Source organism: Aeromicrobium sp. HA (genome assembly GCF_027171405.1).
In the GTDB taxonomy this organism is placed as follows: Bacteria; Actinomycetota; Actinomycetes; order Propionibacteriales; family Nocardioidaceae; genus Aeromicrobium; species Aeromicrobium tamlense.
Genome location: NZ_CP114372.1, coordinates 2689741 through 2712083, shown reverse-complemented (window position 1 = coordinate 2712083; position 22343 = coordinate 2689741). Strand labels below are relative to the sequence as shown.

General features: G+C 72.2%; 18 protein-coding genes. 10 read left to right on the top strand and 8 right to left on the bottom strand.

Annotated elements, in window-relative coordinates; translation table 11 throughout:
- Nucleotides 1–117: 117 nt before the first annotated feature.
- Nucleotides 118–1611 carry a lipopolysaccharide biosynthesis protein gene (locus tag O3S82_RS13405; RefSeq protein WP_179423104.1) on the top strand — a complete coding sequence of 498 codons (1494 nt, stop codon included), beginning with the start codon at nt 118–120 and terminating at the stop codon, nt 1609–1611.
- A gap of 1 nt (nt 1612) precedes the next feature.
- On the opposite strand, the gene O3S82_RS13400 is transcribed toward O3S82_RS13405, so the two are convergent.
- Entirely contained in the window at nt 1613–2896 is a 1284-nt protein-coding gene (locus tag O3S82_RS13400) for a glycosyltransferase family 4 protein (protein WP_269303466.1), read from the bottom strand.
- Between the two features lie 53 nt (nt 2897–2949).
- Between O3S82_RS13400 and O3S82_RS13395 the strand changes: the two genes are divergently transcribed.
- Nucleotides 2950–4212 carry a hypothetical protein gene (locus O3S82_RS13395; RefSeq protein WP_269303464.1) on the top strand — a complete coding sequence of 421 codons (1263 nt, stop codon included), beginning with the start codon at nt 2950–2952 and terminating at the stop codon, nt 4210–4212.
- On the opposite strand, the gene O3S82_RS13390 is transcribed toward O3S82_RS13395, so the two are convergent.
- The gene (locus O3S82_RS13390; protein WP_179423110.1) at nt 4175–5596 is read right to left on the bottom strand and encodes an O-antigen ligase family protein; all 1422 of its coding nucleotides are present in this window, start codon (nt 5594–5596) and stop codon (nt 4175–4177) included. The genes O3S82_RS13395 and O3S82_RS13390 overlap by 38 nt on opposite strands.
- Nucleotides 5593–6345, bottom strand: a complete 753-nt coding sequence (locus tag O3S82_RS13385; RefSeq protein WP_179423112.1) for a hypothetical protein — start codon at nt 6343–6345, stop codon at nt 5593–5595. Before O3S82_RS13385 ends, O3S82_RS13390 begins: the two co-directional genes overlap by 4 nt.
- 213 nt (nt 6346–6558) lie before the next feature.
- On the opposite strand from O3S82_RS13385, the gene O3S82_RS13380 reads away from it, so the two are divergent.
- A complete protein-coding gene (locus tag O3S82_RS13380) occupies nt 6559–7242 on the top strand; it encodes a hypothetical protein (RefSeq protein WP_179423114.1) in 684 nt (227 codons plus the stop codon).
- 37 nt (nt 7243–7279) lie between these two features.
- Here O3S82_RS13380 and O3S82_RS13375 read toward each other — a convergent pair whose 3' ends face one another.
- Complete coding sequence (locus tag O3S82_RS13375; protein WP_269303462.1) at nt 7280–8830, bottom strand: DUF4082 domain-containing protein; 1551 nt, start codon at nt 8828–8830, stop codon at nt 7280–7282.
- 196 nt (nt 8831–9026) lie between these two features.
- Nucleotides 9027–10340: a glycosyltransferase family 4 protein gene (locus O3S82_RS13370; RefSeq protein WP_269303461.1), complete on the bottom strand. Its 1314-nt coding sequence runs from the start codon at nt 10338–10340 to the stop codon at nt 9027–9029.
- Nucleotides 10341–10449: 109 nt separating this feature from the next.
- On the opposite strand from O3S82_RS13370, the gene O3S82_RS13365 reads away from it, so the two are divergent.
- Complete coding sequence (locus tag O3S82_RS13365; RefSeq protein WP_179423120.1) at nt 10450–11055, top strand: serine O-acetyltransferase; 606 nt, start codon at nt 10450–10452, stop codon at nt 11053–11055.
- The gene (locus O3S82_RS13360; protein ID WP_269303458.1) at nt 11052–12464 is read left to right on the top strand and encodes a class I adenylate-forming enzyme family protein; all 1413 of its coding nucleotides are present in this window, start codon (nt 11052–11054) and stop codon (nt 12462–12464) included. Before O3S82_RS13365 ends, O3S82_RS13360 begins: the two co-directional genes overlap by 4 nt.
- A gap of 1 nt (nt 12465) precedes the next feature.
- On the opposite strand, the gene nadE is transcribed toward O3S82_RS13360, so the two are convergent.
- The 3 genes from nadE to O3S82_RS13345 are packed head-to-tail and all read right to left on the bottom strand — an operon-like array spanning nt 12466 to nt 15635.
- Nucleotides 12466–13431 (bottom strand): NAD(+) synthase, encoded by a 966-nt coding sequence (gene nadE / locus O3S82_RS13355; RefSeq protein ID WP_269303455.1) that lies wholly within the window; start codon nt 13429–13431, stop codon nt 12466–12468.
- Nucleotides 13428–15368, bottom strand: coding sequence for an asparagine synthase (glutamine-hydrolyzing) (gene asnB / locus O3S82_RS13350; RefSeq protein ID WP_269303454.1), 1941 nt, complete (start codon nt 15366–15368; stop codon nt 13428–13430). The genes nadE and asnB overlap by 4 nt, the downstream gene beginning before the upstream one ends.
- An 18-nt stretch (nt 15369–15386) precedes the next feature.
- Entirely contained in the window at nt 15387–15635 is a 249-nt protein-coding gene (locus tag O3S82_RS13345; RefSeq protein WP_179423128.1) for a hypothetical protein, read from the bottom strand.
- A gap of 199 nt (nt 15636–15834) precedes the next feature.
- On the opposite strand from O3S82_RS13345, the gene O3S82_RS13340 reads away from it, so the two are divergent.
- From O3S82_RS13340 to O3S82_RS13320, 5 genes are all read left to right on the top strand, one after another.
- A complete protein-coding gene (locus tag O3S82_RS13340) occupies nt 15835–16674 on the top strand; it encodes a hypothetical protein (protein ID WP_269303450.1) in 840 nt (279 codons plus the stop codon).
- Nucleotides 16671–17072: a holo-ACP synthase gene (gene acpS, locus O3S82_RS13335; protein WP_269303448.1), complete on the top strand. Its 402-nt coding sequence runs from the start codon at nt 16671–16673 to the stop codon at nt 17070–17072. Before O3S82_RS13340 ends, acpS begins: the two co-directional genes overlap by 4 nt.
- A 51-nt stretch (nt 17073–17123) precedes the next feature.
- A complete protein-coding gene (mfd, locus tag O3S82_RS13330) occupies nt 17124–20603 on the top strand; it encodes a transcription-repair coupling factor (protein WP_269303446.1) in 3480 nt (1159 codons plus the stop codon).
- A 69-nt stretch (nt 20604–20672) separates the two neighbouring features.
- On the top strand, nt 20673–21695 hold the full coding sequence (locus tag O3S82_RS13325; protein ID WP_269303445.1) for an LCP family protein: 1023 nt from the start codon (nt 20673–20675) through the stop codon (nt 21693–21695).
- A 23-nt stretch (nt 21696–21718) separates the two neighbouring features.
- Nucleotides 21719–22342, top strand: a complete 624-nt coding sequence (locus tag O3S82_RS13320) for a hypothetical protein (RefSeq protein ID WP_179423134.1) — start codon at nt 21719–21721, stop codon at nt 22340–22342.
- Nucleotide 22343 lies beyond the last annotated feature (1 nt).

The following is a 22343-nucleotide window of genomic DNA, read 5'->3' as shown; positions in this document are numbered from 1 at the left end:
TGCTGCGCAGTACAGTGTAAAGCGGTCGGCCGGTGCCTTTCGGCGGTTTGCGGCAGACGCCCGGGACTCGTGCTGCGGCCTCCCCGGCGTGCGACCCACGAGGGTGATGGGGTGAGCATGAGCGACGACACGGGCCTCGCACGCCACACCTCGATCAGCGTGCTGTGGATGACCGCTCAGCGCTGGGTGACGCGCCTCGGCGGCTTCCTGACGATCATCATCCTGACGCGGATCCTGTCCCCGGAGGACTTCGGCGTCGCGGCCACGGCCACCACGCTGCTGCCGCTGATCTACGTGCTCGCCGACGCGGGCTTCTCGGCGTACCTGGTCCAGGCCGACGACGTCGACGAGCGCACCCTCGCCACGGCGTTCTGGTTCTCGCTCGGCTCGGGCCTGCTGCTGGCCGGTGCGATCGCCGTGGCGGCCCCGTTCATCGGCTCGGCCCTCGGCGTGCCCGAGGCCGCGCCGCTGCTGCAGGTCATGGGCCTGTCCGTGCTGGCCGTCGCCCTCGGCTCGGTCCCGGTGGCCCTGCTGCGCCGGGCGATGGAGTTCCGCAAGCTCGCGCTCCTCGAGGCCAACGCCGCCATCATCGCCCAGGTCGTCGCGATCGCGGTCGCGCTCACCGGCGGCGGCGCCTGGGCGCTCGTCCTGCAGGTCCTGTGCGGCCAGCTGATCGTGCTCGTCTCGGTGTGGATCGTCGCGCGCTGGCGGCCGCACCCCGGCTTCTCCTTCGCGCGCTTCAAGGTCATGGTCGACTTCGGCCTGCACGTCGTGGGCAGCGGCCTGGTCTACGCGCTGCGCGTCTGGGCCGAGACCGCGATCGTCGTGGCCGGGCTGGGCGTGCGCGAGATGGGCTACCTCTCGATCGCGCAGCGGCTGGTCCAGACGGCGCAGGACCTGTCGATCTCGGCGCTGCTGCCGGTCTCGATGGCCGCGTTCGCGAAGATCCGCGACTCGGTCGACCGGCTGCGCGGCGCGTACCTGCGGGCCTCGTCCGTGGCCTACGCGGTCATCACGCCGCTCATGGTGTTCCTCGCGGTCGCGGCGCCCGAGGTGGTCCAGCTGCTGTTCGGCGCGGACAAGGCCGAGAGCGCCCACGTCGTCCCCGCCCTGGCCGTGATGGCGATCGCGGGCGTCGGCTGGGCCGTCGACCAGGCGCTCCTGGTCGGCACCGGACATCCCGGTCGCTGGTTCGCCTTCATCGCGACGATCTACAGCCTGGCGCTGCTGGTGTCCCTGTACCTCGTCCAGTTCGGGCTGATGGCGGTCGTCGTCGGCTGGGCCACGATCGCCACGGTCGAGGCGCTGCTGCGCTCGATCCCGGTCGCGCCCGTCATCGGGGCGACCCGCTGGCAGGTCATCCTGCCGTTCCTCGGGGTCGTGCCCACCGCGATCGTCGCGGGCGCCGTCGGCTGGGGCGTGCTGCACCTCGCCGACCCGCTGCCGCTCGTCCTCGAGATCTTCTTGGGCGGGGCCGCCGTGGGCATCACGTACCTGCTGGCCCTCGCGGTGCTGCGCCCGAAGACCACCGCCACCGTGCTCTCGGTCCTTCCCGGCCGGATCGCGGGGCCCGCCCGCGCCGTGCTCGGCCGCCGGGTCCGCGGCGCGTGAGTCAGGCCTCGAGGACCCGCGCGTAGAGCTCCTCCACGTGCTCGACGCGGCGGTCCCACAGCGAGACCTCCGCGCTCTGCCGCCGGGCTCCCTCGGCGAGCCGGGCGCGCAGCACGGGGTCGGCGCACAGTCGGGCGAGGGCGTCGGCGAGGTCCCGGGCCAGCTGCTCGGGATCGGTCACGGGCACGCGGATCCCGCACGCGTCGGTGACCGTGCTCGACGGTCCGCCGCGGTCGCACGCGACCACCGGCAGGCCGTGCGAGAGCGCCTCGATGACGACGATGCCGCCCGCCTCGCGGTAGCTGGGGAACACGAACACGTCGGCCTGCTCGTAGAAGGAGTCCACCTGCTCGTGCGGGACCCGGCCGTGGAACCGCACGAGGTCGGCCACCCCCAGCTCGGCGGCGAGCGCCTCGCAGGCCGCGCGGTCGTAGCCGTCGCCCACGACGTCGAACGTCGCCGTGCCGCGCGGCAGCAGCGCCAGGGCCCGCACCGCGTCGCGCACGCCCTTGGTGCGGATGACCCGTCCGACGAACAGCAGGCGCACACCCCGGGTGCGGTCGCTGCCCGGCGCCGGTGCGGGCAGCGACTCGATGCCGGTGTCGCTCATCGTGGTGAACGCACGCAGGCGGATGTCGCCGAGCTGCTCGCGGACGTAGTCGGCGATGCCGACGACGAGCGCGGCGTTCGCGAACGTGGCGCGCAGGCCGCGGCTGTGGCGGAGCCGGAACGCGTCGAGCCGGCGCAGGCCCGTGAACCACGGCGCACCGTCCTCCTCGTCGGCGAAGGCCGGCGGCGAGTCGAGGCTGCCGCCGACGGGGCCGATCACGTACGGGATGCCCGAGCGGGCCAGGGGGGAGGCGAACCGGAGCGAGACCGGGGTCAGCTGGTGCGCCAGGTCGAACCGCTCGCCGTGCGCCAGGGCCCGCCGGATCCAGCGGCGTGCCTGCCACGCGAACGGGTAGTAGCCCGGGTTCAGCATGGCCTTGAAGCGCTCGTGCCGGCCGATCAGCGGGGGCTCGGTCCACTCGACCACGCGAGCGTTCGGGACGGTTCCGGTCAACGGCAGCCCGGCGCGCTGGCGGTAGCACAGAACGGTGACGTCGTGACGCTCCGCGAGCCGGTGGATCCACTGGTACGCGATCCAGGCCTCGCCGACGGACTCGGGGTGCGCCGTCGAGACGACCAGCAGGAGGCGCAGCCGGCGCGGCTCGGGGACAGGCGCGACGGGAACGGGGCGGTCGGTCATCGCAGCGCTCACCTCGGCCTCGGGGACGGTCGCCACATCGTATCCGCGAGACGCCCTCGGGCGGGCGATTCCGGCACTACGCTCGTGACATGGCAGACGGTTCGCGGCTCGTGCCGATCGCCGGGATCGACCGGCTCCTGGGCGGGTCGATCATCCGCCAGTCCTTCAGCCCCCTCGACCTGCCGCCGCCCGAGGTGCTGCGCGAGGCGTTCGTGCGCCTGGCCGCCCACGGCCCGCAGACCCGCGTCGGCTTCGAGCGCGCGGACGCCGACCACTGGCGCTACCGCGGCGCCGCGATCGCCGACCGCGCCGACGAGGTCGTCCGCGTCGTGCCCGACGACGTCACCGAGTCCGCACAGGACTGGCTCGTCGCCCACCTCGTCCCGGACCTGCCGGTGCAGTTCGCGCTGAAGGACGACGAGCTCGCCACCGCCATGGACCACGTGCTGCTCGACGCGCCGCTGGCCTCGAGCCTGCCCGCGATCGTGCTGATGATGGCCGCGGGCGCGCCCGTGCCGGCGATGTTCGACGGCGTCACCGACCGGCCCCTCTCGAAGGCACTCTGGAACACCTTCGGGCGCCACCCCCGGAACGCCATCGCCCTCGTGCGCGACCGCGGCGGGGTCCCCGGTCCGCCGCCGGCGGGCGAGGCCCCACGCGAGGACGACCGGCTGCCGCTGATCGACCCGGGTGGCCTGACCCGCCGCCTGCACCGCGACTGCGACGTCGCCGAGATGGCCGGGGTGCGCGCGTGGGGCGCGAAGCACGGACTGGGGATCAGCCCCACGATGCTGCTGCTGGCCGCGGCCGCCACCGAGCAGGCCGGTCTCCCGATCGAGCCCCAGGGCGACCTCGTGGTCGACCTGCGCCGCTACCTGCCGAACGGCGTCACGACCGGGGGCAACTTCATCACCGGCGTGTCCGTCCCGGTGTGGTCCGAGGGCTTCGAGCCGGAGATGCTGGGCGAGCGACTCGACGCGATGCTGAGCTCGGGGCGGCCCCTGGCCGCCGTCGCCGCGCGGCTGCTGCGCGCGAAGCGCCGCCCGCCCGTGCCGCCCACGGCTGCCGACACCGTGCCGCGTCCCGTGCGGGCGCGCGTCTCGGTCAGCAACCCCGGCGTGCTGAAGATCTACGAGTCGATGCCGTGGACCGTGCCGGGTGCCGAGCGACGTGCCGTGCACGGCACCGAGGGCATCGCCCCGAACACGATCGGCTGGATCAGCTCGACCGACGCCGGGCGCTTCCGGATCTCGGTCTCGTACCGCGGCGACGCCTTCGACCCCGCGCAGGTCGAGCGCGCCGCGGACCTCGTGTTCACGGACCCGGTGGCGGTCCTGGACGCGATGCTCTGACCTGACGTGCCCATCGCCGACGCAGGCGGCGCGCGACGGCACGCCGCAGGACGCGGAGCGGGTGGGTGACGGTGGACCCGGTGGGCACCAGCGACGGGTCGGGACGCCGTGGCTCGAGCACGACGATGCGATGGACCGCCCCGGCCATGCCCAGCAGCAGGAAGTACGTGCCCATCGTCATCGGGAACGCGAACGAGTCGAACAGCGCCATGCCCGTGGCACCGGCGGCGATCGCGGCGAGCAGCGACAGGCCGAGGTCGCGGGTGTCCTCGTCCCGGGCGAGCAGGCGCACGCGCAGGGACACCCACAGCCCCGCGAGCGCGAGCAGCAGGAACGCCGCGGTGCCCACGAGGCCGATGCTCACCATGAGCAGCAGGTACTGGTTGTCGAAGATGCGGTACTTGGGCAGGAACGAGCCGAGACCGCGCCCGAACGCCGGCGACTGCGTGATGAACGCCCACGCGATCTCGTAGCTGTCGGTGCGCGAGGTGATGCTCGGATCGGTGCCGACGTTGCGGAACAGCGACTGGATCGTGCCGAACAACCGCGGCACGGCCGCGAACAGCACCACGGCCATCGCGAGCGCGCCGGCCAGGAACAGCCGCCGGCGCTGGCGCGGCCAGCCGACCACCAGCACGGCGGCGGCCACCGCGGCGCTCACGTACGCCGACCGCGAGAACGTCAGCGCGATCGTCACGCCCACCATGAGCGTGGGGATCCACTGCAGCAGCCGGCGGTCGTGGGTGGTGTGGAACGCCGCGTGCAGCGTGAACGGCAGCAGCATCGCCATGATCACGCCGTACTCGATCGGGTGCGTGGCGGTGCCGGAGGGACGGATCGTCTCGCCGCGGGTGAAGATCTGGAACTCGGCGGCCGACAGGCCCGGGATCGAGATGCGGTTGATGATCGGGTCGCTCGTGACCACCTGCATGAGTCCGAGGAACGCCATCAGTCCGCCGGCCCAGGCCAGCGCCGTGGCCAGCGTCCGGGCCCGCTCCATCGTCGAGATGCCGTCGTGGGCCACCAGCAGGGTGCCCGTCCACGACAGCGTCACGGCCATCGCGACGTTGACCGGGCTGATCTCGTCGAAGTCGATCGGCCGGGACATCGCGACGACGTACGTGATCGCGACGCACGTGACGAAGCCGAACAGCGCCCGGCGGACGGGCAGCACCTCACGCGGGTGGCTCTGGCTGGTGGTGCGGCCCACCTGGTAGAGCGCCCAGCCGCCCAGGCTCACCAGGCCGACGAGCATCGAGGGCGAGCCGGCGCTGCCGAGCGCGGGGACGACCAGCCGGGACGGGATCGCGTAGAGGACGGTCAGGTAGAGCAGCAGCCACGTGACCGAGTCCATCCGCGCGGGGGTCCGGACGGTCGAGCTCATGGCGGGGTGAGGCTCCGCGAGGTCTCGGCGTGGCGCTCGCCGTCGGCGGGCTCCCACTCCTTCGAGGACTCGTCCGCGTCGTCGGACGCGGTGGGCTCCGCGCCCTGCTCCTCGGCCTCCGCCTCGGCCTCGCGGCGGCGCCGGGCCGCTCCGAGGCGACGGGCCAGCGCGTCGATGCCGGCGGTGGCGCCGGCCGTGATCGCCAGGCCCACGGCGACGGCCGCGACGAGGGCACGCGTGGTGGCCCGGGTGACGGGGGTGGCGTCGAGGTCGGCGGCCAGCTGCATCGAGGTGATGGAGTCGCCCTTCGGCACGTCCTGCTGGCGCTGGAGGTCGGCCAGCGCCTGCGGCGCCGCGGCCAGGACCAGCTCGAGGGTGTCGATCGTGGCCGCGGCGGTCTGCGCCGAGACCTGCACCAGCACGACCGGTCCGCGCATCGTCGGGTCGGTGGAGACCTGGTAGAGCGCGTTGGGCTGCTCGGCGACGATCTGCTCGCGGACCTCGTCGCCGTTGAGGCGCGCGACCACGAGGGACGTCGGGACGTCGAGGTTGTTCAGCTGCAGGAACGGGTTCTGGATGCCCTCGCCGCTGACCTGGTCCTCGGGCGGGAGCAGCAGCACCGTGCCGCTGGCCTCGTAGACGGGCGGCGTGGAGGTGTACGCGACGTAGCCCAGCACTCCGGTGAGGAGCAGGCCCGCCACGACGACGTACCAGCGCCTCAGCACCGTCCTGACGACTTCTACCAGCATGGATTCCCCAACGGTCTCGTTCCCCGACTGCCGCACGAAGACCCCGTGCCGGCCATCGTGCCCCCATCGTAACGAGGCATGCGTCACGTGGGGCGCTTTCTCGATCGGGGCCGTGGCTGGTGGGACCAAGCCCGTCGTTCCGGGCGGTTCGCGGCGTGGCCCGTGTCAGACTAGGCGGACACGCGGACGGTCGGGCCGCGGACGAGGAGTGACGTGGTCTTCTGGGACGTGCTGGTGGCGGCGGCTCGCCGCTGGTACGTCGTGTTCCTCGGGCTGATGGTCACCTACGTCGCGATCGCCGCCGTCGAGGCCCGCCAGGACGTCTACTACCTGCGCGGCCAGGCCGTGTTCGTCGCGCCGGCCAGCCAGGTCTACCCGAACAAGCTGCGCGTCAACGCCGCCGACCTCATCACGGTCGCCGGCATCGTGGGCAAGCGGATCAACGGGATGGAGGCGCTGCCGAAGACGGCGTCGTCGGCGGCCACTATGGTGGGCCGCGGCGTCCGCGACGGCGTGCTCATCACGCTGCCGGACAACGGGGTCCAGTGGGCGCCGTACTACGACACGCGCGCTCTCTACATCGAGGTCGCGGCGCCCGATCCCGACACCGCGCGCGAGCGCCACCGCGCGGCCCTGGCCGAGATCGGCGCGGAGCTCGAGGCGCTGCAGGACGAGCAGGACGTCGCCGCCGACGAGCGCGTGACGATCGCCCCGTCGCCGGAGTCCCCGGCCGTCTACCGCCTCGGTGGGCAGCCGATGTTCGCCAAGATCATGACGCTCGTGATCGGCGGCGGCATCACGCTGACGATCGTCGCCGCCATCGAGCGCCGCGCCCAGCGCCGGCGGAGCCCGCAGACGACCGCGCCCGCCGAGCGCGAGCTCGTCAGCAGCAGCTGAGGCTCGGCGCGGCGGGCGCGGTCGGTCGGACTCCGGGTCAGCCCCGGAAGCCCAGGCACGAGAGCGGACGCTTGGACGACCAGGCGCCCGTGCCCTCGTTGTAGCTCACGTACTCGTTGCCCGCGCCCCACGTGATCCCGCCGGTGCAGGACTGGTTGTGGCTGGGCCCGTAGTACCAGGAGTCGTCGACGACCTTGAGGTTCCGGACGGTGCCCGGGGTGTCGAGCCGGAAGACGAAGCCGCCTCCGGACACCAGCACCTTGTCGATGTCGGCGCTGGTGTTGCCCTGGGTGGGGTAGAAGAACGCCGAGTTGCCGATGCAGTACGGCGTCGGGTTCAGCTTGAGCACCGAGTTGCGCACGGTGACCTTCGGGCCGTTGTAGCCCTGCAGCGCGTCGCCGTGCCAGTCGATGCCGCTCCCGGCGCGCTCGCAGCCCGCGTAGGCGTTGACGTTGACGAACGTGTCCTCGACGCGGACCTCGCCGCAGCCGTAGTCCTTGCCGCCGACGCGCAGGCCCTCGGACGGGCCGTCGATCTTCACCCGCCGCGCGGTGTAGCCGCCGAACTGGATCGCGGGCTGGCCGATGTCGGTGCTGCCCCGCAGGATCGTCGTGTCCTCGATCACCAGGCCGTTGGAGCACTGGCGGCTGAAGACGTTGTTGATCTGGCCGCTGCTGATCTCGACGCGACGGACCGTGACGTTGTTGGCCCGGATGTTCAGGCTGCCGTTCACGATGCGCAGGTCCTGCACCACGGCGCCCGCGGTGGTGACGTTGTAGTCACCGTTCACGGTGGTCCGCGGCGACCAGCCCGACGGCGTGCCGGTGGAGGCGCGGGTCGGGAAGTTGGTGCCACCGGGTGCCGTGGTGGGCGCCGTCGTCGGAGCGGTGGTGGGGCTCGTCGTGGGCGACGTCGTCGTCGGCTGGCTGGTCGGCTCCGTGGTGGGGCCGCCCGTGGGCTCGGTGGTCGGCGCCGTCGTCGGCTCGCTCGTGGGTGCCGTGGTCGGGCCGGTGGTGGGGCTCGTGGTCGGCGGGGGCGTGGTCGGCCCGTCGCCACCGGTCGAGACCACCACGTCGACGTGGTAGTTCGAGGCCCGGTAGGTGCGGGTCGGGAAGTTGCCGAGGCGGCCGCTGTAGACGCCGGCGTTGGGCTCGGCCTTCAGGACGCCGTTGCTGATCGAGCGCGTGAACTGGCGCTGATCCTGCGGCTGGCGGCCCTGGGGCGCCGAGTAGGACACGATGTAGTCGTCGCCCGGCTCGAGCTGCACGGGCGAGTCCAGCTGGACGGTGCCGAGGCCGGTCTGGCCGGAGGGCTCGAAGGTCACGGTCGAAAGGGCGCGGCCGGTGGACGACCACAGCGTCGCGATCGTCCCCGCGCTGAGCGTGTGGTTGCGGTACACCTGGATCGCCTCGGCGTACGCCGGGCTGGTGACCTGGAACTTGAGTCCGACCTCCCACGGTCGGGAGTCGCCCAGGGCGCGAGGACGCAGGTCGTCGGGCAGCAGGCTCTGGGTCTGCTGCGCGGCGGGCGCGCGCTCCGTCGCTGCGAAGAGGGCTGGGGTGGTGAGGGAGACCGCGAGCAGTGCCATGACGAGGCTGCGTCGCGAGAAGTTGAGTTTCCGCTTGGCCGAGATCCTGCGGTGCTTTCTGGGGGAACGGTGGGTCAACGGCATGAAGTTAAGCCTTGTGAATAGGGGCTTGGTCGCGCCAACCCTTGCATGGCGCGACACGGCGATGCAAGCGGAATGACAGGGAGAACGGGCCGTTCCGTGTGACGGGTGTGCTTCAGGATGCGGGAGGGATCGGCCCGCGCGAGAGCACGAAGCGCTCGAACTCCTCCCGTGTGACCAAGTCCACATAGTTCGTTCTGACTGGTCCGCCATGATCCGTGCTACCCAGCAGGGACTCCCAGACGCCGACGTAAGCCTCCGACTGCGGTTTCCAGTCCAAGTGGGTCGAGACCCGATCGCGGGCCTCTCGGGCCAGCCTGACGCGCAGTTCCGGGTCGTCGAGCAGCCGTTCGACGGCATCGGCGAAGGCCCCCACGTCACCCGATTCCACGAACAGACAGGTCTCACCTGCCGAGACGCGCGTCTCCACGAGGTCGAACGAGACGGTGGGCAGCGCGTACGCCATGTACTCCATCGTCTTGTTCATCGTGGAGACGTCGTTGAGGGGCGTCTTGAGGTCGGGGCACAGGCCCACGCTGGCGGCGCTGAGGTGGCGCGCGATCTCGGGAGGGCCGACCCGGCCGGTGAACGTGACGACGTCGTCGAGCCCCAGCTCGGTGCTGCGGCGGCGCAGGTCCTCGTAGCAGTCGCCGAAGCCCATGAGGACGGCGTCGACGTCGGTGCGGCCGCGGCGGTGCACGAGCTCGTCCATGACGTCGAGGACCGTCTCGACCCCGTCCTGCGGGCCCATGATCCCCAGGTACGCCAGCGTGTGGCGCGTGCGGTCGGCGTCCTCGGGCAGGTGGATCGGGCGCATCGTGGAGGTGTCGGGGCCACTGCGCACGACGGTGACGTCGGCGGGATCGAACCCGCCGCGCTCGATCGCGATCCGCTGGTACGACTCGTTCGTCGAGATGACGTGGGTGGCCGTGGCATACGTGCGCCGCTCGAGCCAGCGCAGGAACCCCAGCTGCAGCCGGCCCATGAGCGAGGTCGGCTCGCCGAAGCGCGAGAGGAACAGCTCGGGGTTGAGGTCGTGCTGGTCGAAGACGAAGGTCACGCCGCGGCGACGCCACAGCCGGGCCAGCGCCCAGTAGGTGTCCGGCGGGTTGCAGGCCTGGATCGCCTGGAAGGGGCGCTCGCGCCACACCTTCAGCGAGAGCCGAGCCGTGCGGAGCCAGGAGTAGACGAACTCCACGAGGTAGCCCAGCGCGCCCGAGGCCTGCGGCGCCGGCCGGTACTTGTGGATGCGGACGCCGTCGAGGGTCTCCGAGGACGGGTCGCCCGGTCCCTTCGGGCAGATCACGCTGACGTCGAAGCCGGCGGCGATCAGCGCTCGGCACTCCAGCCACACCCGGCGGTCCAGCGGGACGGGCAGGTTCTGGACGATCACGAGGACGTGAGGCCGAGGCCCGGACGCGTGCGACATGGGCACCAGCCTAGGGAGTCCGGGACCTCGTCGTGGTGAAACCGCGGCGCTCGTCCGGCCGCGGTTCGAGGCGGTACCGGCGGCCCCGCGCCGGTGCCATACTCCTGCCATGACGACAGAGCAGGCGCCCCGGCGGACCCCACCCGTCGTCGTCACGCCGCCCACCGGATGGGACCTGTCCACGTGGCAGGGCCTGGTCGACATCGTCCGCGAGGACATGGCGTCGCACGCCCGCGGCTGGCTCGTCCCCGCCAAGCACATGCTCGCGGTGCACCGCTTCGGCGAGTGGGTCCACGCCCCGCAGCGCGGGCTGCTCGGGGGCCGGCTCGGCCGCATCGCCTACAAGCTCGTCAACGCGGCCTACGTCCGGAACGTCCTCGGGTTCGAGGTCAGTCACGACACCGCGATCGGGCGCCACGTCGTCTTCGTCCACCAGAACGGCGTCGTGCTGCAGCCCGGCGCCGTCATCGGCGACGACTGCATGATCTACCACGGCGTCACCCTCGGGCGGCGGTGGGAGCCCGATCACGCCGAGGCCTACTACCAGCCCCCGCGCATCGGCCGCGGCGTCCACCTGGGCGTCGGCTGCGTGGTCATCGGCGCCGTCAGCGTGGGCGACGGGGCGAAGGTCGGGCCCAACGCCGTCGTCGTCACCGACGTCCCCGAGGGTGGCAGCGTCGTCTCGCCCCCCGCGCGGTCGCTGAGGCTGCGATGACCGCAGCGGCGTTCGCCGACCTCCTGCGGCTGGCCGACGACCCGCAGCGCGTCGCGGTGATCGACGGTGACGTCACGCTGACCCGCGGCGAGCTCCACGACCGCGCCCGCGCGCGGGCCGCGCAGATCGAGCGCACGGTTCCGGAGGACGAGCGCGTGGCGCTGTCCGGCACGGGCCACGAGGCCGTGGTCGACCTCGTCGCCGCGCTGCTGGCGGGCCGCTCGCTCGTGATGCTCCCGCGTCCCACGCCCGAGCGCACGCGCGAGCTCGCCGCCCGCTCCCGCTGCCGCGTCGACCTCGCCGCCGGTGTGCTGGAGCCGTTCGACGTCGAGCCGTCCACCGACCCGCGCCACCGTCCCGGCGACGGCATCGCCGACATCGGCTCTCCCGAGGCGCTGCTGCTCTTCACGTCGGGCACCACCAGCGAGCCGAAGGGTGTGCGGCTGTCCGCGCGCAACGTGGCCTGCAACGTCACCGCGGTCGACCAGGTCGTCGAGCCGTGGGACCCGGACTCCGACGTGCTGGGCTTCATCCTCGACCCCACCCACTCCTACGGCTTCTCGATGGTGTTGCTGGCGCTGATGCGCTCAGTGCCGCTGCTGATGACCTCGGGCACCCTGCCGTCGCGGCCGCTGGCCGAGCTGCTCGACCGGCACCGCGTGACCGTGCTGCCGTGCGTCCCCTACTACTTGCGCCTCGTCGCGCGGCGGTTCACGCTCGGGCAGGACTTCGCGCCGCACCTGCGCACGCTGCTGCTGGCCGGGGGAGGGGTCTCCGACGCCGCGCTCGCCGAGCTGACCTCGGGCTTCGCCGGCGGGACGCACCTCATGTACGGGCTGACCGAGGCCACCGCGCGGGTCGCGGTGCGCCCGCCCTCGAGCGCCGCGCCGGCCGACTCGGTGGGGCTGCCGCTGCCGGGCACCACGGTCGACGTCGTCGACGAGGACGGCCGCGTGGTCACCGGGCGCGAGGGCCGCATCCGCGTCACGGGCCCGTCGGTGTTCCTGGGCTACCTCGGCGATCCCGTGCGCGAGCCGGGCACGCCGTTGGTCACGACCGACCTCGGACGCCTGGACGAGCGTGGCCACCTCACGGTGACCGGTCGGCTCGCCGAGATGATCAACTTCCGCGGCAACCGGGTCTCGGCGGTGGCGGTCGAGGCCGACGTCGCCCGGGTCGACGGGGTGGCCGGAGCCCTCCTGCTGGCCGACGACACGGTGGAGGACGCCCAGTGCTCCCTGTTCGTCGAGCTCGCGCCGGGAGTCGAGCGCGACGGCCTCACCCGCCGGATCCTGGCGGCCGTCGAGCCGCGCGGGCTGGTGCGCGAGGTGACCGTGGTGGAGCGACTCGAGACCACCCGCACGGGCAAGCTCGTGCGCCGCCGGCCGGAGCCGGCGCCCGAGGCCTGACTCAGAGCGACGTCAGCAGGTACTCCGCGTACAGCGAGCGGCGCGTGTAGAGCTCGAAGAACTTCTCGACGTCGGAGGTCGACAGCCCCAGCCGCTCGGCCGTGGCGCCGGCGTCCTCCTTCTGGTCCCACGCCAGCCACAGCTCGTCGTTCGTGCGCACCGACGTGCCGTAGAAGTACTCCTCCTGGCTCTGCGGCGCGCTGAACGTGTCGGTCGTGGGCGGGCGCTTCTGGACGGACTCGGGCACGCCGATGTGCGCGGCGACCTCGTACACGTGCGACTTCAGCAGGTGGCGCAGCGGGAAGACCTCGCCGCAGCCGTCGCCGTGCTTGACGTAGAAGCCCTGGTCGAGCTCGAGCCGGTTGGAGGTGCCCACGACGATCTGGTTGCGCTCGTCGGCGATCCGGTAGGTCGAGAGCATCCGGATGCGCTGCTTCTGGTTCGTCGCGGCCATGATCGTCAGGAAGTCGCGACCGCCGAGGCGGTGCATCGTCTGCTCGCCGCCGCGGATCACGTTGAGGCGGAACGACTGGAGCTGCTCGTCGTTGCCGAGGGCCGGGTCGAACTCGACCGAGTAGCGGTCGCCCGCGTCGGCGTCGAACTCCGGCACGATCCGGCGCACCACGGCGAGACGGTCGGCGTAGCAGCCGAGCGCGTCAAGCGGCGCGGTGATGTCGCGGTGCAGCAGCTCCACGCCGAAGGCGTCGGCGACCTCCTGCGCGTAGCCGACGGTCTCGCCCGAGCTCTCCTTGTCGGGCAGCGTCAGCGCCACGACGCGCTTCGGGCCGAGCGCGCGGACCGCGAGACCGAGGCAGGCCGAGGAGTCGATGCCGCCGCTGAGCGCGACGATCGCGCCGGTGCGGCGGAAGTGCCGGGCCGTGTCGCGGATCGACGAGACCAGCAGGTCGGTGGTGGCGGCCACGTCCTCGAGATCGATCCGGCGGCTCAGTTCCTGGATGTCGGTCATGCGGTTCCCCTTCGAAGGTCGGCGTTTGCGTCCGCGAACCCGTAGGTCTGGACGAGCATCTGGGTGCTGAGGATCCACACGAGCGCGAGGTCGTCGTGGAAGCTCGTGCGGCTGCGCTGCGTCTTGTCGATGAGCCAGGCGACACGGCGCGGGTCGAACACCCCGGTGTCGGCCACCGCGTCGGGGGACAGGTACCGCTCCAGCAGGGCGCGTCCGGTGGGGGAGCGGAAGACGCCGCCCTCGGGCGCGGTGTACGGCTGCTTGACCCGCTCGGTGACGGCCGGCGGCAGCTGGTCGCGGACGGCCTCCTTCAGCACGAGCTTCTCGTTGAGCTCGTGCAGCTTCGACGACTCGGGCAGCGTCAGCGCGAAGTCGATGACGTCCTCGTCGAGGAACGGGTAGCGGCACTCCACGCTCTGCGCCATGAACGGGCGGTCGCACTGCGTGGCCAGCAGCGAGGTGCCCAGGAAGTAGGTGGCCTCGAGGTACTGGGCCCGCTCCACCGTGGACCAGCCGTGGAACGACTCGGGCAGGCGCTCGCGGACGCCCTCGAGCGTGCCCTCCAGCGAGACCTGCTCGCGCAGCGGCTCGGCGAGGTACTGCGTGATGCGGAACGCCGCGCTCCAGCGGTGCAGGTGCGAGAAGACCGGGTCGTCGTGCTGCTCCAGGCCGCGCTCGTAGAAGGCGCGTCCCGCGCCGCGGCCCAGTTGCTCCTGGTGCGCGAGCGCCTTCTCCAGCAGTCGCGCGAAGGCGGGGGAGTCGGGGTCGGCGCTCCACTGGTCGCGGATCGAGGCCACCTTGAACACGTCGTAGCCGCAGAACAGCTCGTCGGCGCCCTCGCCGCTGAGGACGGCCCGTGAGCCGCTGTGCTTGATCCGCTCGGCGAGCGCGATGGACGAGCCCGGTGCCGTGCGCATGAGCGGCAGCTCGGCGTGGCGGGTGATGAGCTCGAGGGCGCGAGCCACGGCCTCGTCGTCGCACACGATCGCGTCGTGGCGGGTGCCGAAGTGCTCCGAGACCATCGCCTGGAACGGCGCTTCGTTCAGCCCGTCCTGCGTGAACTGGATGGAGAAGCTGTCGATCTGCTGCTCGGGCCGGATCGCGCGCAGGGCCGCCAGGACGGCACTGGAGTCGAGGCCGCCCGAGAGCAGGACCGCGGGATCGCCGTACTGGGGCACGCGGCGCTCGACCGCCGCGGTGAGCAGGCCCAGCAGCTCCTTGGCCTGGTCGTCGACCGGACGGTCGTCGCGCTGGTCGGCGAACGCGAAGCGCCAGTAGCGGGTCACGGTCTCGCGGCCCTCGTGCGACGCGACGAACGAGCCGGCCGGCACCGAGGAGACGCCGTGGAACGCGGTGCGTCCGGGGTGCAGACCCCACAGCACGCCGGCGTCGACGATGTCCGGCAGCGACATCGGGGTGCGCAGGCCGGCGTCGGCGAACGCCTTCACCTCGGAGGCGAAGACCAGCTCGTCGGCGGGTGTGCGGGTCCAGAACAGCGGCACGATGCCGAGCCGGTCGCGCCCCAGCAGCAGCCGGCGCCGCTCGTCGTCCCAGAACGCGATCGCGAACTGTCCGCGGAAGCGCGCGAAGGCGTCGGTGCCCCATTCCATGAGGGAGTGCAGGACGACCTCGGTGTCGCCCGCGGTGCGGAAGGAGTGGCCGAGGCCCGACAGCTGGGCGCGCAGCTCGGCGAAGTTGTAGACCTCGCCGTTGAACGAGAGCAGGTAGCGGCCGGCGTCGTCGGCCATCGGCTGGCGTGACGTGGGCTTGTCGACCAGGGCCAGCCGGACGGTGCCGAAGTGCGCCGGGCCGGAGCTGGTGGAGAGGCTCTCGTCAGGACCGCGGTGGGCGATGCTGGCCAGCATCCGCTCGACCGACCGCAGTCGGTGGGCGTCGTCGTGGGCCGCCGGTGCGACGATCCCCGCAATTCCGCACATGGCCGGTCCCGGAGCGGATCAGCTGTGCTGCACGATGAAGTCGACGACGGAGTCGACGGACGCGAAGGTGGCGCGCGTCTCCTCCTCCGCGGCGAGCGGCCGGCCGATGCGGTCCTCGACGAAGACCGCGACCTCGGCGATGCCCAGGGAGTCCAGCACGTCGTCGACCAGCGGCGAGTCGTCCTTCAGCTCCTCGGGATCGAGGGGGATGAGCTCCCCCAGGATCAGGTCGCGCAGCTCCTGCACCAACTCGTCTCGCGTGGCCATGGGTACTCCTCATCTCCGCAACCGCTGGTGTTCCACCGAGTGTCCCCGACCTCGGTGTCACCGGACAGTACCAGTCGAATAACGCTGAATTCTCGGGTTCTGGGCAACCGTGGGACGGTACGATCAGGGGTACCGGACCACGTATTTTCACAGGAGTCACAGGACTCTCTGCTGATACCCGCCGACGGGAGGAGTTTCCATGGCGAGGATCTGGATCGCGGCCGCCGCCGCGGTCGCGGCCGTGGCGCTCGCGGCCGGCGTCGGCATCGCCGTGGCCGCCGACGTCGAGGACGTGGCCGGCGAACCCTTCACCCCTGCCGAGGCGAGCGAGGCCGACGTGAGAGCTCTGGAATCGACCAAGGTCTTCTTCGCCCACCAGTCCGTGGGCGACGACGTGCTGCGGGGGCTCGCCCTCGTGCACGAGCGCGAGGGACTGCCGCAGCCGGCGGTCGCCGAGGGCACGAGCGTGGCCGGACCGGGCGTCACCCACATGCACGTGGGCACCAACGGCGACCCGATGGGCAAGATCGAGGAGTTCGACTCCGTCGTGCGCTCCGGCGTCGGCGACGAGGCCGACGTCGTCGTGTTCAAGCTCTGCTACGTCGACCTGTGGGCGTCCACGGACACCCGGAAGGTCTTCGCGGCCTACCGCGACACGCTGCGCTCGCTGCAGGAGGCGTACCCCGACACCGCGTTCGTGGCCACCACCGAGCCGCTCACCACCCGCCGCAGCTGGAAGGGCTGGGTCAAGAAGGCGATCGGCCGCGACGACGGCCTGGCCAACCAGCACAACATCGCCCGCGAGCAGTACAACCAGCTCGTGCGCGCCGAGTTCACCGAGCCGGGCGAGCTGTGGGACATCGCCGCGATGCAGTCCACCACCCCGTCGGGCGATCGCGTGGCCGCCGTCGAGGACGGTCAGACCTTCTACTCCCTCTACGACGGCTACGCCCGCGACCCCGGCCACCTGAACGAGGAGGGCAGCGTCGTCGCCGCCGAGAGCTTCCTCGCCGCGGTCTCGGCCGCCACGCCCCGGTGACCGATGCCGCAGCCGTGACGTGCGGCGTCGACATCGTGTCCGTCGCGCGGATCGCCGCCGCGGTCGAGCGGTCGGGCCTGCCGTTCCTGCAGAAGTACTGGACCGAGGACGAGCTCCGGTACTGCGACGGGCGGCCCGAGCGGCTCGCCGCGCGCTGGGCCGCGAAGGAGGCGGTCATGAAGGCGCTCGAGGGCGGCTTCGACCGCTTCGACCCGCTGACGATCGAGGTGCGGCGCGACGACGGGGGAGTCCCGTGGCTGCGCCTGAGTGGCGCTGCCGCCGAGCACGCGCGGGCCCGAGGTCTCGAGGCCTGGTCCCTCTCGCTCTCGCACGAGCGCGAGCACGCGATCGCGATGGTCACCGCCGTCCGTCGGGCGCCGGGGTCGGCCTCGTCCTGAGGGGTCGCCCGGCGGGTCCCGCGCTGGTCCTGCCCGTAGGCTTGACAGGCCATGGCACAACCTGAATTGACGGCAGCGGTCGCCGCTGAGCCCCACCTCGTCGAGTTCGCCTCGGCCCTGCGATCCGGGGCTCGCACGGCGCAGCTCACCGCTCCTCCCGCGTTCCATCCCTTCGCCGCGTCGGCGCTCGCCGGCGACGAGTCCGTCGTCGTCGCCGTCACCGCCACCGAGCGCGAGGCCGACGACCTCGCCGCCGCGGTGGGCTCGCTCATCGGCCGCGAGCAGGTCGCCACCTTCCCCGCGTGGGAGACGCTGCCGCACGAGCGGCTCTCGCCGCGCTCGGACACCGTGGGCCGGCGCCTCGCCGTGCTGCGCCGTGTCGTGCACGGCGGCGACGAGCGCCCGAAGGTCGTCGTGGCGCCGATCCGCTCGATCCTCCAGCCGCAGGTCAAGGGCCTGGCCGACCTCGAGCCGGTCGAGCTGCGGGCGGGCCAGGACGTCGAGCTCGACGACGTCGTCGCCCGTCTCGCCGCCGCCGCGTACACCCGCGTCGACCTCGTCGAGCGTCGCGGCGAGTTCGCCGTCCGCGGCGGCATCGTCGACGTCTTCCCGCCCACCGAGGACCACCCGCTGCGGGTGGAGTTCTGGGGCGACACGGTCGACGAGATCCGGCGCTTCGCCGTGGCCGACCAGCGCACTCTCGAGCCCGTCGAGCGGCTGTGGGCGCCGCCGTGCCGCGAGCTGCTGCTGACCGACGAGGTCCGCGCCACCGCCGCGCGCTACGCCCAGAGCCACCCGTCGCTGGGCGAGCTGTTCACCAAGCTCTCCGAGGGCCATGCCGTGGAGGGCATGGAGTCGCTCGCGCCCGTACTGGCGGGCGAGATGGAGCTCTTCGTCGACCTGCTGCCGCCGGGATCGACGATCATCGCCTCCGAGCCCGAGCGCATCAAGGCGCGCGCCGCCGACCTGTTCGCCACGAGCGAGGAGTTCCTCGCCGCGTCGTGGGCCACCGCCGCCGGGGGTGGCGAGAGCCCGATCGACCTCGGCTCGGCGGGCTTCCACGAGCTCGGCGACGTCCGCGACCACGTGGCCGAGCTCGGCCTGGGCTGGGGCGAGGTCTCCTCGTTCGCCCTCGACGCGTCGCACGTCGTCGACGCCGAGCCCGCGCCGCAGTACCGCGGTGACACCGAGGCCGCGGTCGCCGACATCGTGAAGTGGCGCGCCGACGGCCGCCACCTCGTGGTGGTCGCTCCGGCCCACGGCCAGGCCCAGCGCAGCGTCGAGTGGCTCGCCGAGCACGACATCCCCGCCTCGATCGTCGACCGCGCCTCCGGCACCGACGGCGTCGAGCAGGGCGTCGTCCAGGTGATCTGCGCCGACATCGCCCACGGCTTCGTCTCCGAGTCGCTCGGCCTCGTCGTGCTGACCCGCGACGACCTCGTCGGCCAGCGCGCGCCCGAGCGCACCGAGAAGTCGATGCCCGTGCGCCGACGGCGCCAGATCGACCCGCTCGAGCTCAAGCCCGGCGACCCGGTGGTGCACGAGCAGCACGGCGTCGCCCGCTACGTCGAGCTGGTCAACCGTGTCGTCCACGGTGCGGCGCGCGAGTACCTCGTGCTGGAGTACGCGCCCAGCAAGCGCGGTCAGCCCGCCGACCGCCTCTTCGTGCCGATGGACCAGCTCGACCAGGTCAGCCGGTACGTGGGTGGCGAGTCGCCCACGCTCGACCGCCTCGGCGGCGGCGACTGGACGAACCGCAAGAACCGCGCCCGCCGGGCCGTGCGCCAGATCGCCGACGAGCTCATCAAGCTCTACGCCGCGCGCCAGTCGACGAAGGGACACGCGTTCGGCCCCGACACCCCGTGGCAGGCCGAGCTCGAGGACGCCTTCGCCCACGTCGAGACGCCCGACCAGCTCGCCACGATCGACGAGGTCAAGCGCGACATGGAGCGCACCGTGCCGATGGACCGCCTCGTGTGCGGCGACGTCGGCTACGGCAAGACCGAGATCGCCGTGCGCGCCGCGTTCAAGGCCATCCAGGACGGCAAGCAGGTCATCCTGCTCGTGCCGACCACGCTGCTCGTGCAGCAGCACTACGCCACGTTCGCCGAGCGCTTCGGCCAGTTCCCGGTCACCATCAAGCCGCTCTCGCGCTTCCAGACCGAGAAGGAGTCCAAGGCCACGCTGGAGGGCCTGGCCGACGGCTCGGTCGACCTCGTGATCGGCACGCACCGACTGCTGCAGCCCGGCGTGCGGATCAAGGACCTCGGTCTCGTGATCGTCGACGAGGAGCAGCGCTTCGGCGTCGAGCACAAGGAGGCGCTCAAGCACCTGCGCGCCGCCGTCGACGTGCTCAGCATGTCCGCCACGCCGATCCCGCGCACGCTCGAGATGGCCGTCACCGGCATCCGCGAGATGAGCACGATCGCCACGCCTCCGGAGGAGCGCCACCCGGTGCTCTCCTTCGTCGGCGCCTACGACGACAAGCAGGTCACCGCCGCGATCCGGCGCGAGCTGCTGCGCGAGGGCCAGGTCTTCTACCTGCACAACCGCGTGCAGAGCATGGACAAGGCCGCCGCCCGCCTGCGCGAGCTCGTGCCCGAGGCCCGCGTCGCCGTGGCCCACGGCAAGATGGGCGAGCACCAGCTCGAGGAGGTCATGGTCGACTTCTGGGAGAAGCGGTTCGACGTGCTGGTGTGCACCACGATCGTGGAGTCGGGACTCGACGTCTCGAACGCCAACACCATGCTCATCGAGCGCGCCGACACCCTCGGCCTCTCGCAGCTGCACCAGCTGCGCGGCCGCGTGGGCCGTGGTCGCGAGCGGGCCTACGCCTACTTCCTCTACCCGCCGGACAAGCCGCTCACCGAGACGGCGCACGACCGCCTCGTCACGATCGCGCAGCACTCCGAGCTGGGCGGCGGCATGGCCGTCGCGATGAAGGATCTCGAGATCCGTGGCGCCGGCAACCTTCTCGGCGGCGAGCAGTCGGGCCACATCGCCGACGTCGGCTTCGACCTCTACATCCGGCTCGTCGGCGAGGCGGTCGCGGAGTTCCGCGGCGACGCGGCGCCCGAGAAGGAGGTCAAGCTCGAGCTGCCGGTGGAGGCGCACCTGCCGCACGACTACGTGCCCAGCGAGCGACTGCGCCTCGAGATGTACAAGCGGCTCGCGGACGTGCGGGCCACGTCCGACATCGACGAGCTGCGCACCGAGCTCGAGGACCGCTACGGCCGGATGCCCGACTCGGTGGAGGCGCTGCTCGACGTGGCAAGGCTGCGGGTGAAGGTGAGGGCGGCGGGGCTGTCCGAGGTCACCTCGGCCGGCTCGAACATCCGCTTCAACCCGGTCCAGCTGTCCGAGTCGGCGAAGCTGCGGATGAACCGGATCTACCCCAAGAGCCTGTACAAGGAGGCCGTGAAGGTCCTCCTCGTGCCGGCTCCGCGCGAGCCCGGCATCGGCGGCAAGCCGCTGCGGGGGCGGCCGCTGCTGGAGTGGGTCGCCACGGTCGTCGACACCATCACCGGCTGATCGCCTGAGAGGGTCCCAAGAGGTTCCGAAACCGCCCGAATCGCGGGCGGATCCGGGTTACTGTCAGGCGTGACCGACGCCCAGACCACCGAGGCGCCGCCCGCGGCGAAGCCGCGCTGGCGGCGCGTGCTGCGCAGCCTGACGATCGTCACCTCGATCGTCGTGGCGATCGCCGTGGTGGCCGCGCTCGGCACTGGCCTGTGGCTCCAGGACAAGCTCGGCGGCCAGGTGGACCACCTGCCCTCGGCCATGCCGGCGGGCGACCGTCCGGCGGAGTCGCCGGGCGATTCGATGAACATCCTGCTGATGGGCAGCGACAAGCGCGTCGACGGCTCGGTCGCGGGCCAGCGCAGCGACACGATGATGGTCGTGCACGTCCCGTCGAACCGTGAGGGCATCGGCGTCATCGGCATCCCGCGCGACTCGTGGGTGCAGGTGCCGGGCCACGGCCCCGCGAAGATCAACGCGGCCTTCGCGTGGGGCGGTCCCGCGCTCGCGGTCGAGACGGTGGAGAACCTCACCGACGTCCGGATCGACCACGTCGCGGTCATCGACTGGGAGGGCTTCAAGGCGCTCACCGACGCCCTCGGCGGCGTCGAGATCACGGTGCCGAACACCGTCACCGACGGCTACTCCGGCCGCACGTGGCGCGCCGGAACCCAGCGCATGGACGGGGCGACGGCGCTCGACTACGTGCGTCAGCGGGCCGGTCTCGCGGGCGGCGACTTCGACCGCATCAAGCGCCAGCAGAACTTCCTGCGGGCCCTCATGGCGCAGACCCTCTCGACCGGCACCTTCGCCAACCCGGTGCGGCTCTACGGTGCTCTCGACGCGGTGACGAAGAACCTCTCCGTGGACGAGGGCTGGTCCACCGGCGAGCTGCGCGACTTCGCCTGGTCGCTGCGCTCGATCCGCGGGTCCGACGTCGCGTTCACCACCGTGCCGGTCAAGGGCACGGGCATGGAGGGGGAGCAGAGCGTCGTCTACCTGGACCGCCAGTCGGGCGAGGACCTGTGGCAGGCCGTGCGCGAGGACACGGTGGCCGAGTGGGTCGCCACGACCGGCGCGGGCCTGCCGTCCGACGTGAACTGAGTCACGCTCGGTAGTCTGACGCCATGTCGAAGACCCGCCTGGCCGTCCTCGGACTCGCCGCGCTGCTGATGGCGGGCTGCGGCCCGGTCAACCCCGGCGCCGCGGCCGTCGTCGACGGCACCCGGATCCCCATGTCCGACGTCGATGACGTCGCCGACGTGTACTGCACCGCCTCGCTCTCGGGCCAGGGCGGCAGCGCCGCCGGCATCGACTCCTCCGCGCTGCGTCGCCAGTCGGTGGCCGACCTCGTGTCCGGCGCCGTCGCCGACCGCGTGGCGAAGGAGCGCGGCTACCAGGTCACGGTCCCGGCGCTCGCCGCCGCCGACCGCGAGCAGCTGGAGCAGATGTTCGGCGACGACCTCGACGCGGCCCTCGAGCTCATCGAGCGCAACCAGCGCACCGGCGTGATCGCGCAGCAGATGGCGCGCGAGGCCGACTCCTCCCTCCAGGAGGGCGAGGCGCTCCAGCAGGCCGGTCAGCAGCTGCTCGCGCAGGCCACCGCCGACAGCGACATCGAGATCGACCCGCGCTTCGGCCTCGACGACACCGTCCAGCAGATCGCCGACAGCGGGTCGCTGTCGGTCGCCGGCGGCGAGCTCGACGCCACCGCCACCGAGGACCGCCCGGCCGCGCTGCAGTGCTCCTGAC

What these genes read in the sequence shown, in the direction of transcription:
- O3S82_RS13340 (WP_269303450.1), top strand. Translation starts at nt 15,835, where the DNA reads ATGGCGAGGATCTGGATCGCGGCCGCCGCCGCGGTCGCGGCCGTGGCG.
- O3S82_RS13320 (WP_179423134.1), top strand. Translation starts at nt 21,719, where the DNA reads ATGTCGAAGACCCGCCTGGCCGTCCTCGGACTCGCCGCGCTGCTGATG.
- asnB (WP_269303454.1), bottom strand. Translation starts at nt 15,368, where the DNA reads ATGTGCGGAATTGCGGGGATCGTCGCACCGGCGGCCCACGACGACGCC.
- O3S82_RS13365 (WP_179423120.1), top strand. Translation starts at nt 10,450, where the DNA reads ATGACGACAGAGCAGGCGCCCCGGCGGACCCCACCCGTCGTCGTCACG.
- O3S82_RS13385 (WP_179423112.1), bottom strand. Translation starts at nt 6,345, where the DNA reads ATGCTGGTAGAAGTCGTCAGGACGGTGCTGAGGCGCTGGTACGTCGTC.
- O3S82_RS13360 (WP_269303458.1), top strand. Translation starts at nt 11,052, where the DNA reads ATGACCGCAGCGGCGTTCGCCGACCTCCTGCGGCTGGCCGACGACCCG.
- O3S82_RS13395 (WP_269303464.1), top strand. Translation starts at nt 2,950, where the DNA reads ATGGCAGACGGTTCGCGGCTCGTGCCGATCGCCGGGATCGACCGGCTC.
- mfd (WP_269303446.1), top strand. Translation starts at nt 17,124, where the DNA reads ATGGCACAACCTGAATTGACGGCAGCGGTCGCCGCTGAGCCCCACCTC.
- nadE (WP_269303455.1), bottom strand. Translation starts at nt 13,431, where the DNA reads ATGACCGACATCCAGGAACTGAGCCGCCGGATCGATCTCGAGGACGTG.
- O3S82_RS13390 (WP_179423110.1), bottom strand. Translation starts at nt 5,596, where the DNA reads ATGAGCTCGACCGTCCGGACCCCCGCGCGGATGGACTCGGTCACGTGG.
- O3S82_RS13345 (WP_179423128.1), bottom strand. Translation starts at nt 15,635, where the DNA reads ATGGCCACGCGAGACGAGTTGGTGCAGGAGCTGCGCGACCTGATCCTG.
- O3S82_RS13375 (WP_269303462.1), bottom strand. Translation starts at nt 8,830, where the DNA reads ATGGCACTGCTCGCGGTCTCCCTCACCACCCCAGCCCTCTTCGCAGCG.
- O3S82_RS13370 (WP_269303461.1), bottom strand. Translation starts at nt 10,340, where the DNA reads ATGTCGCACGCGTCCGGGCCTCGGCCTCACGTCCTCGTGATCGTCCAG.
- O3S82_RS13405 (WP_179423104.1), top strand. Translation starts at nt 118, where the DNA reads ATGAGCGACGACACGGGCCTCGCACGCCACACCTCGATCAGCGTGCTG.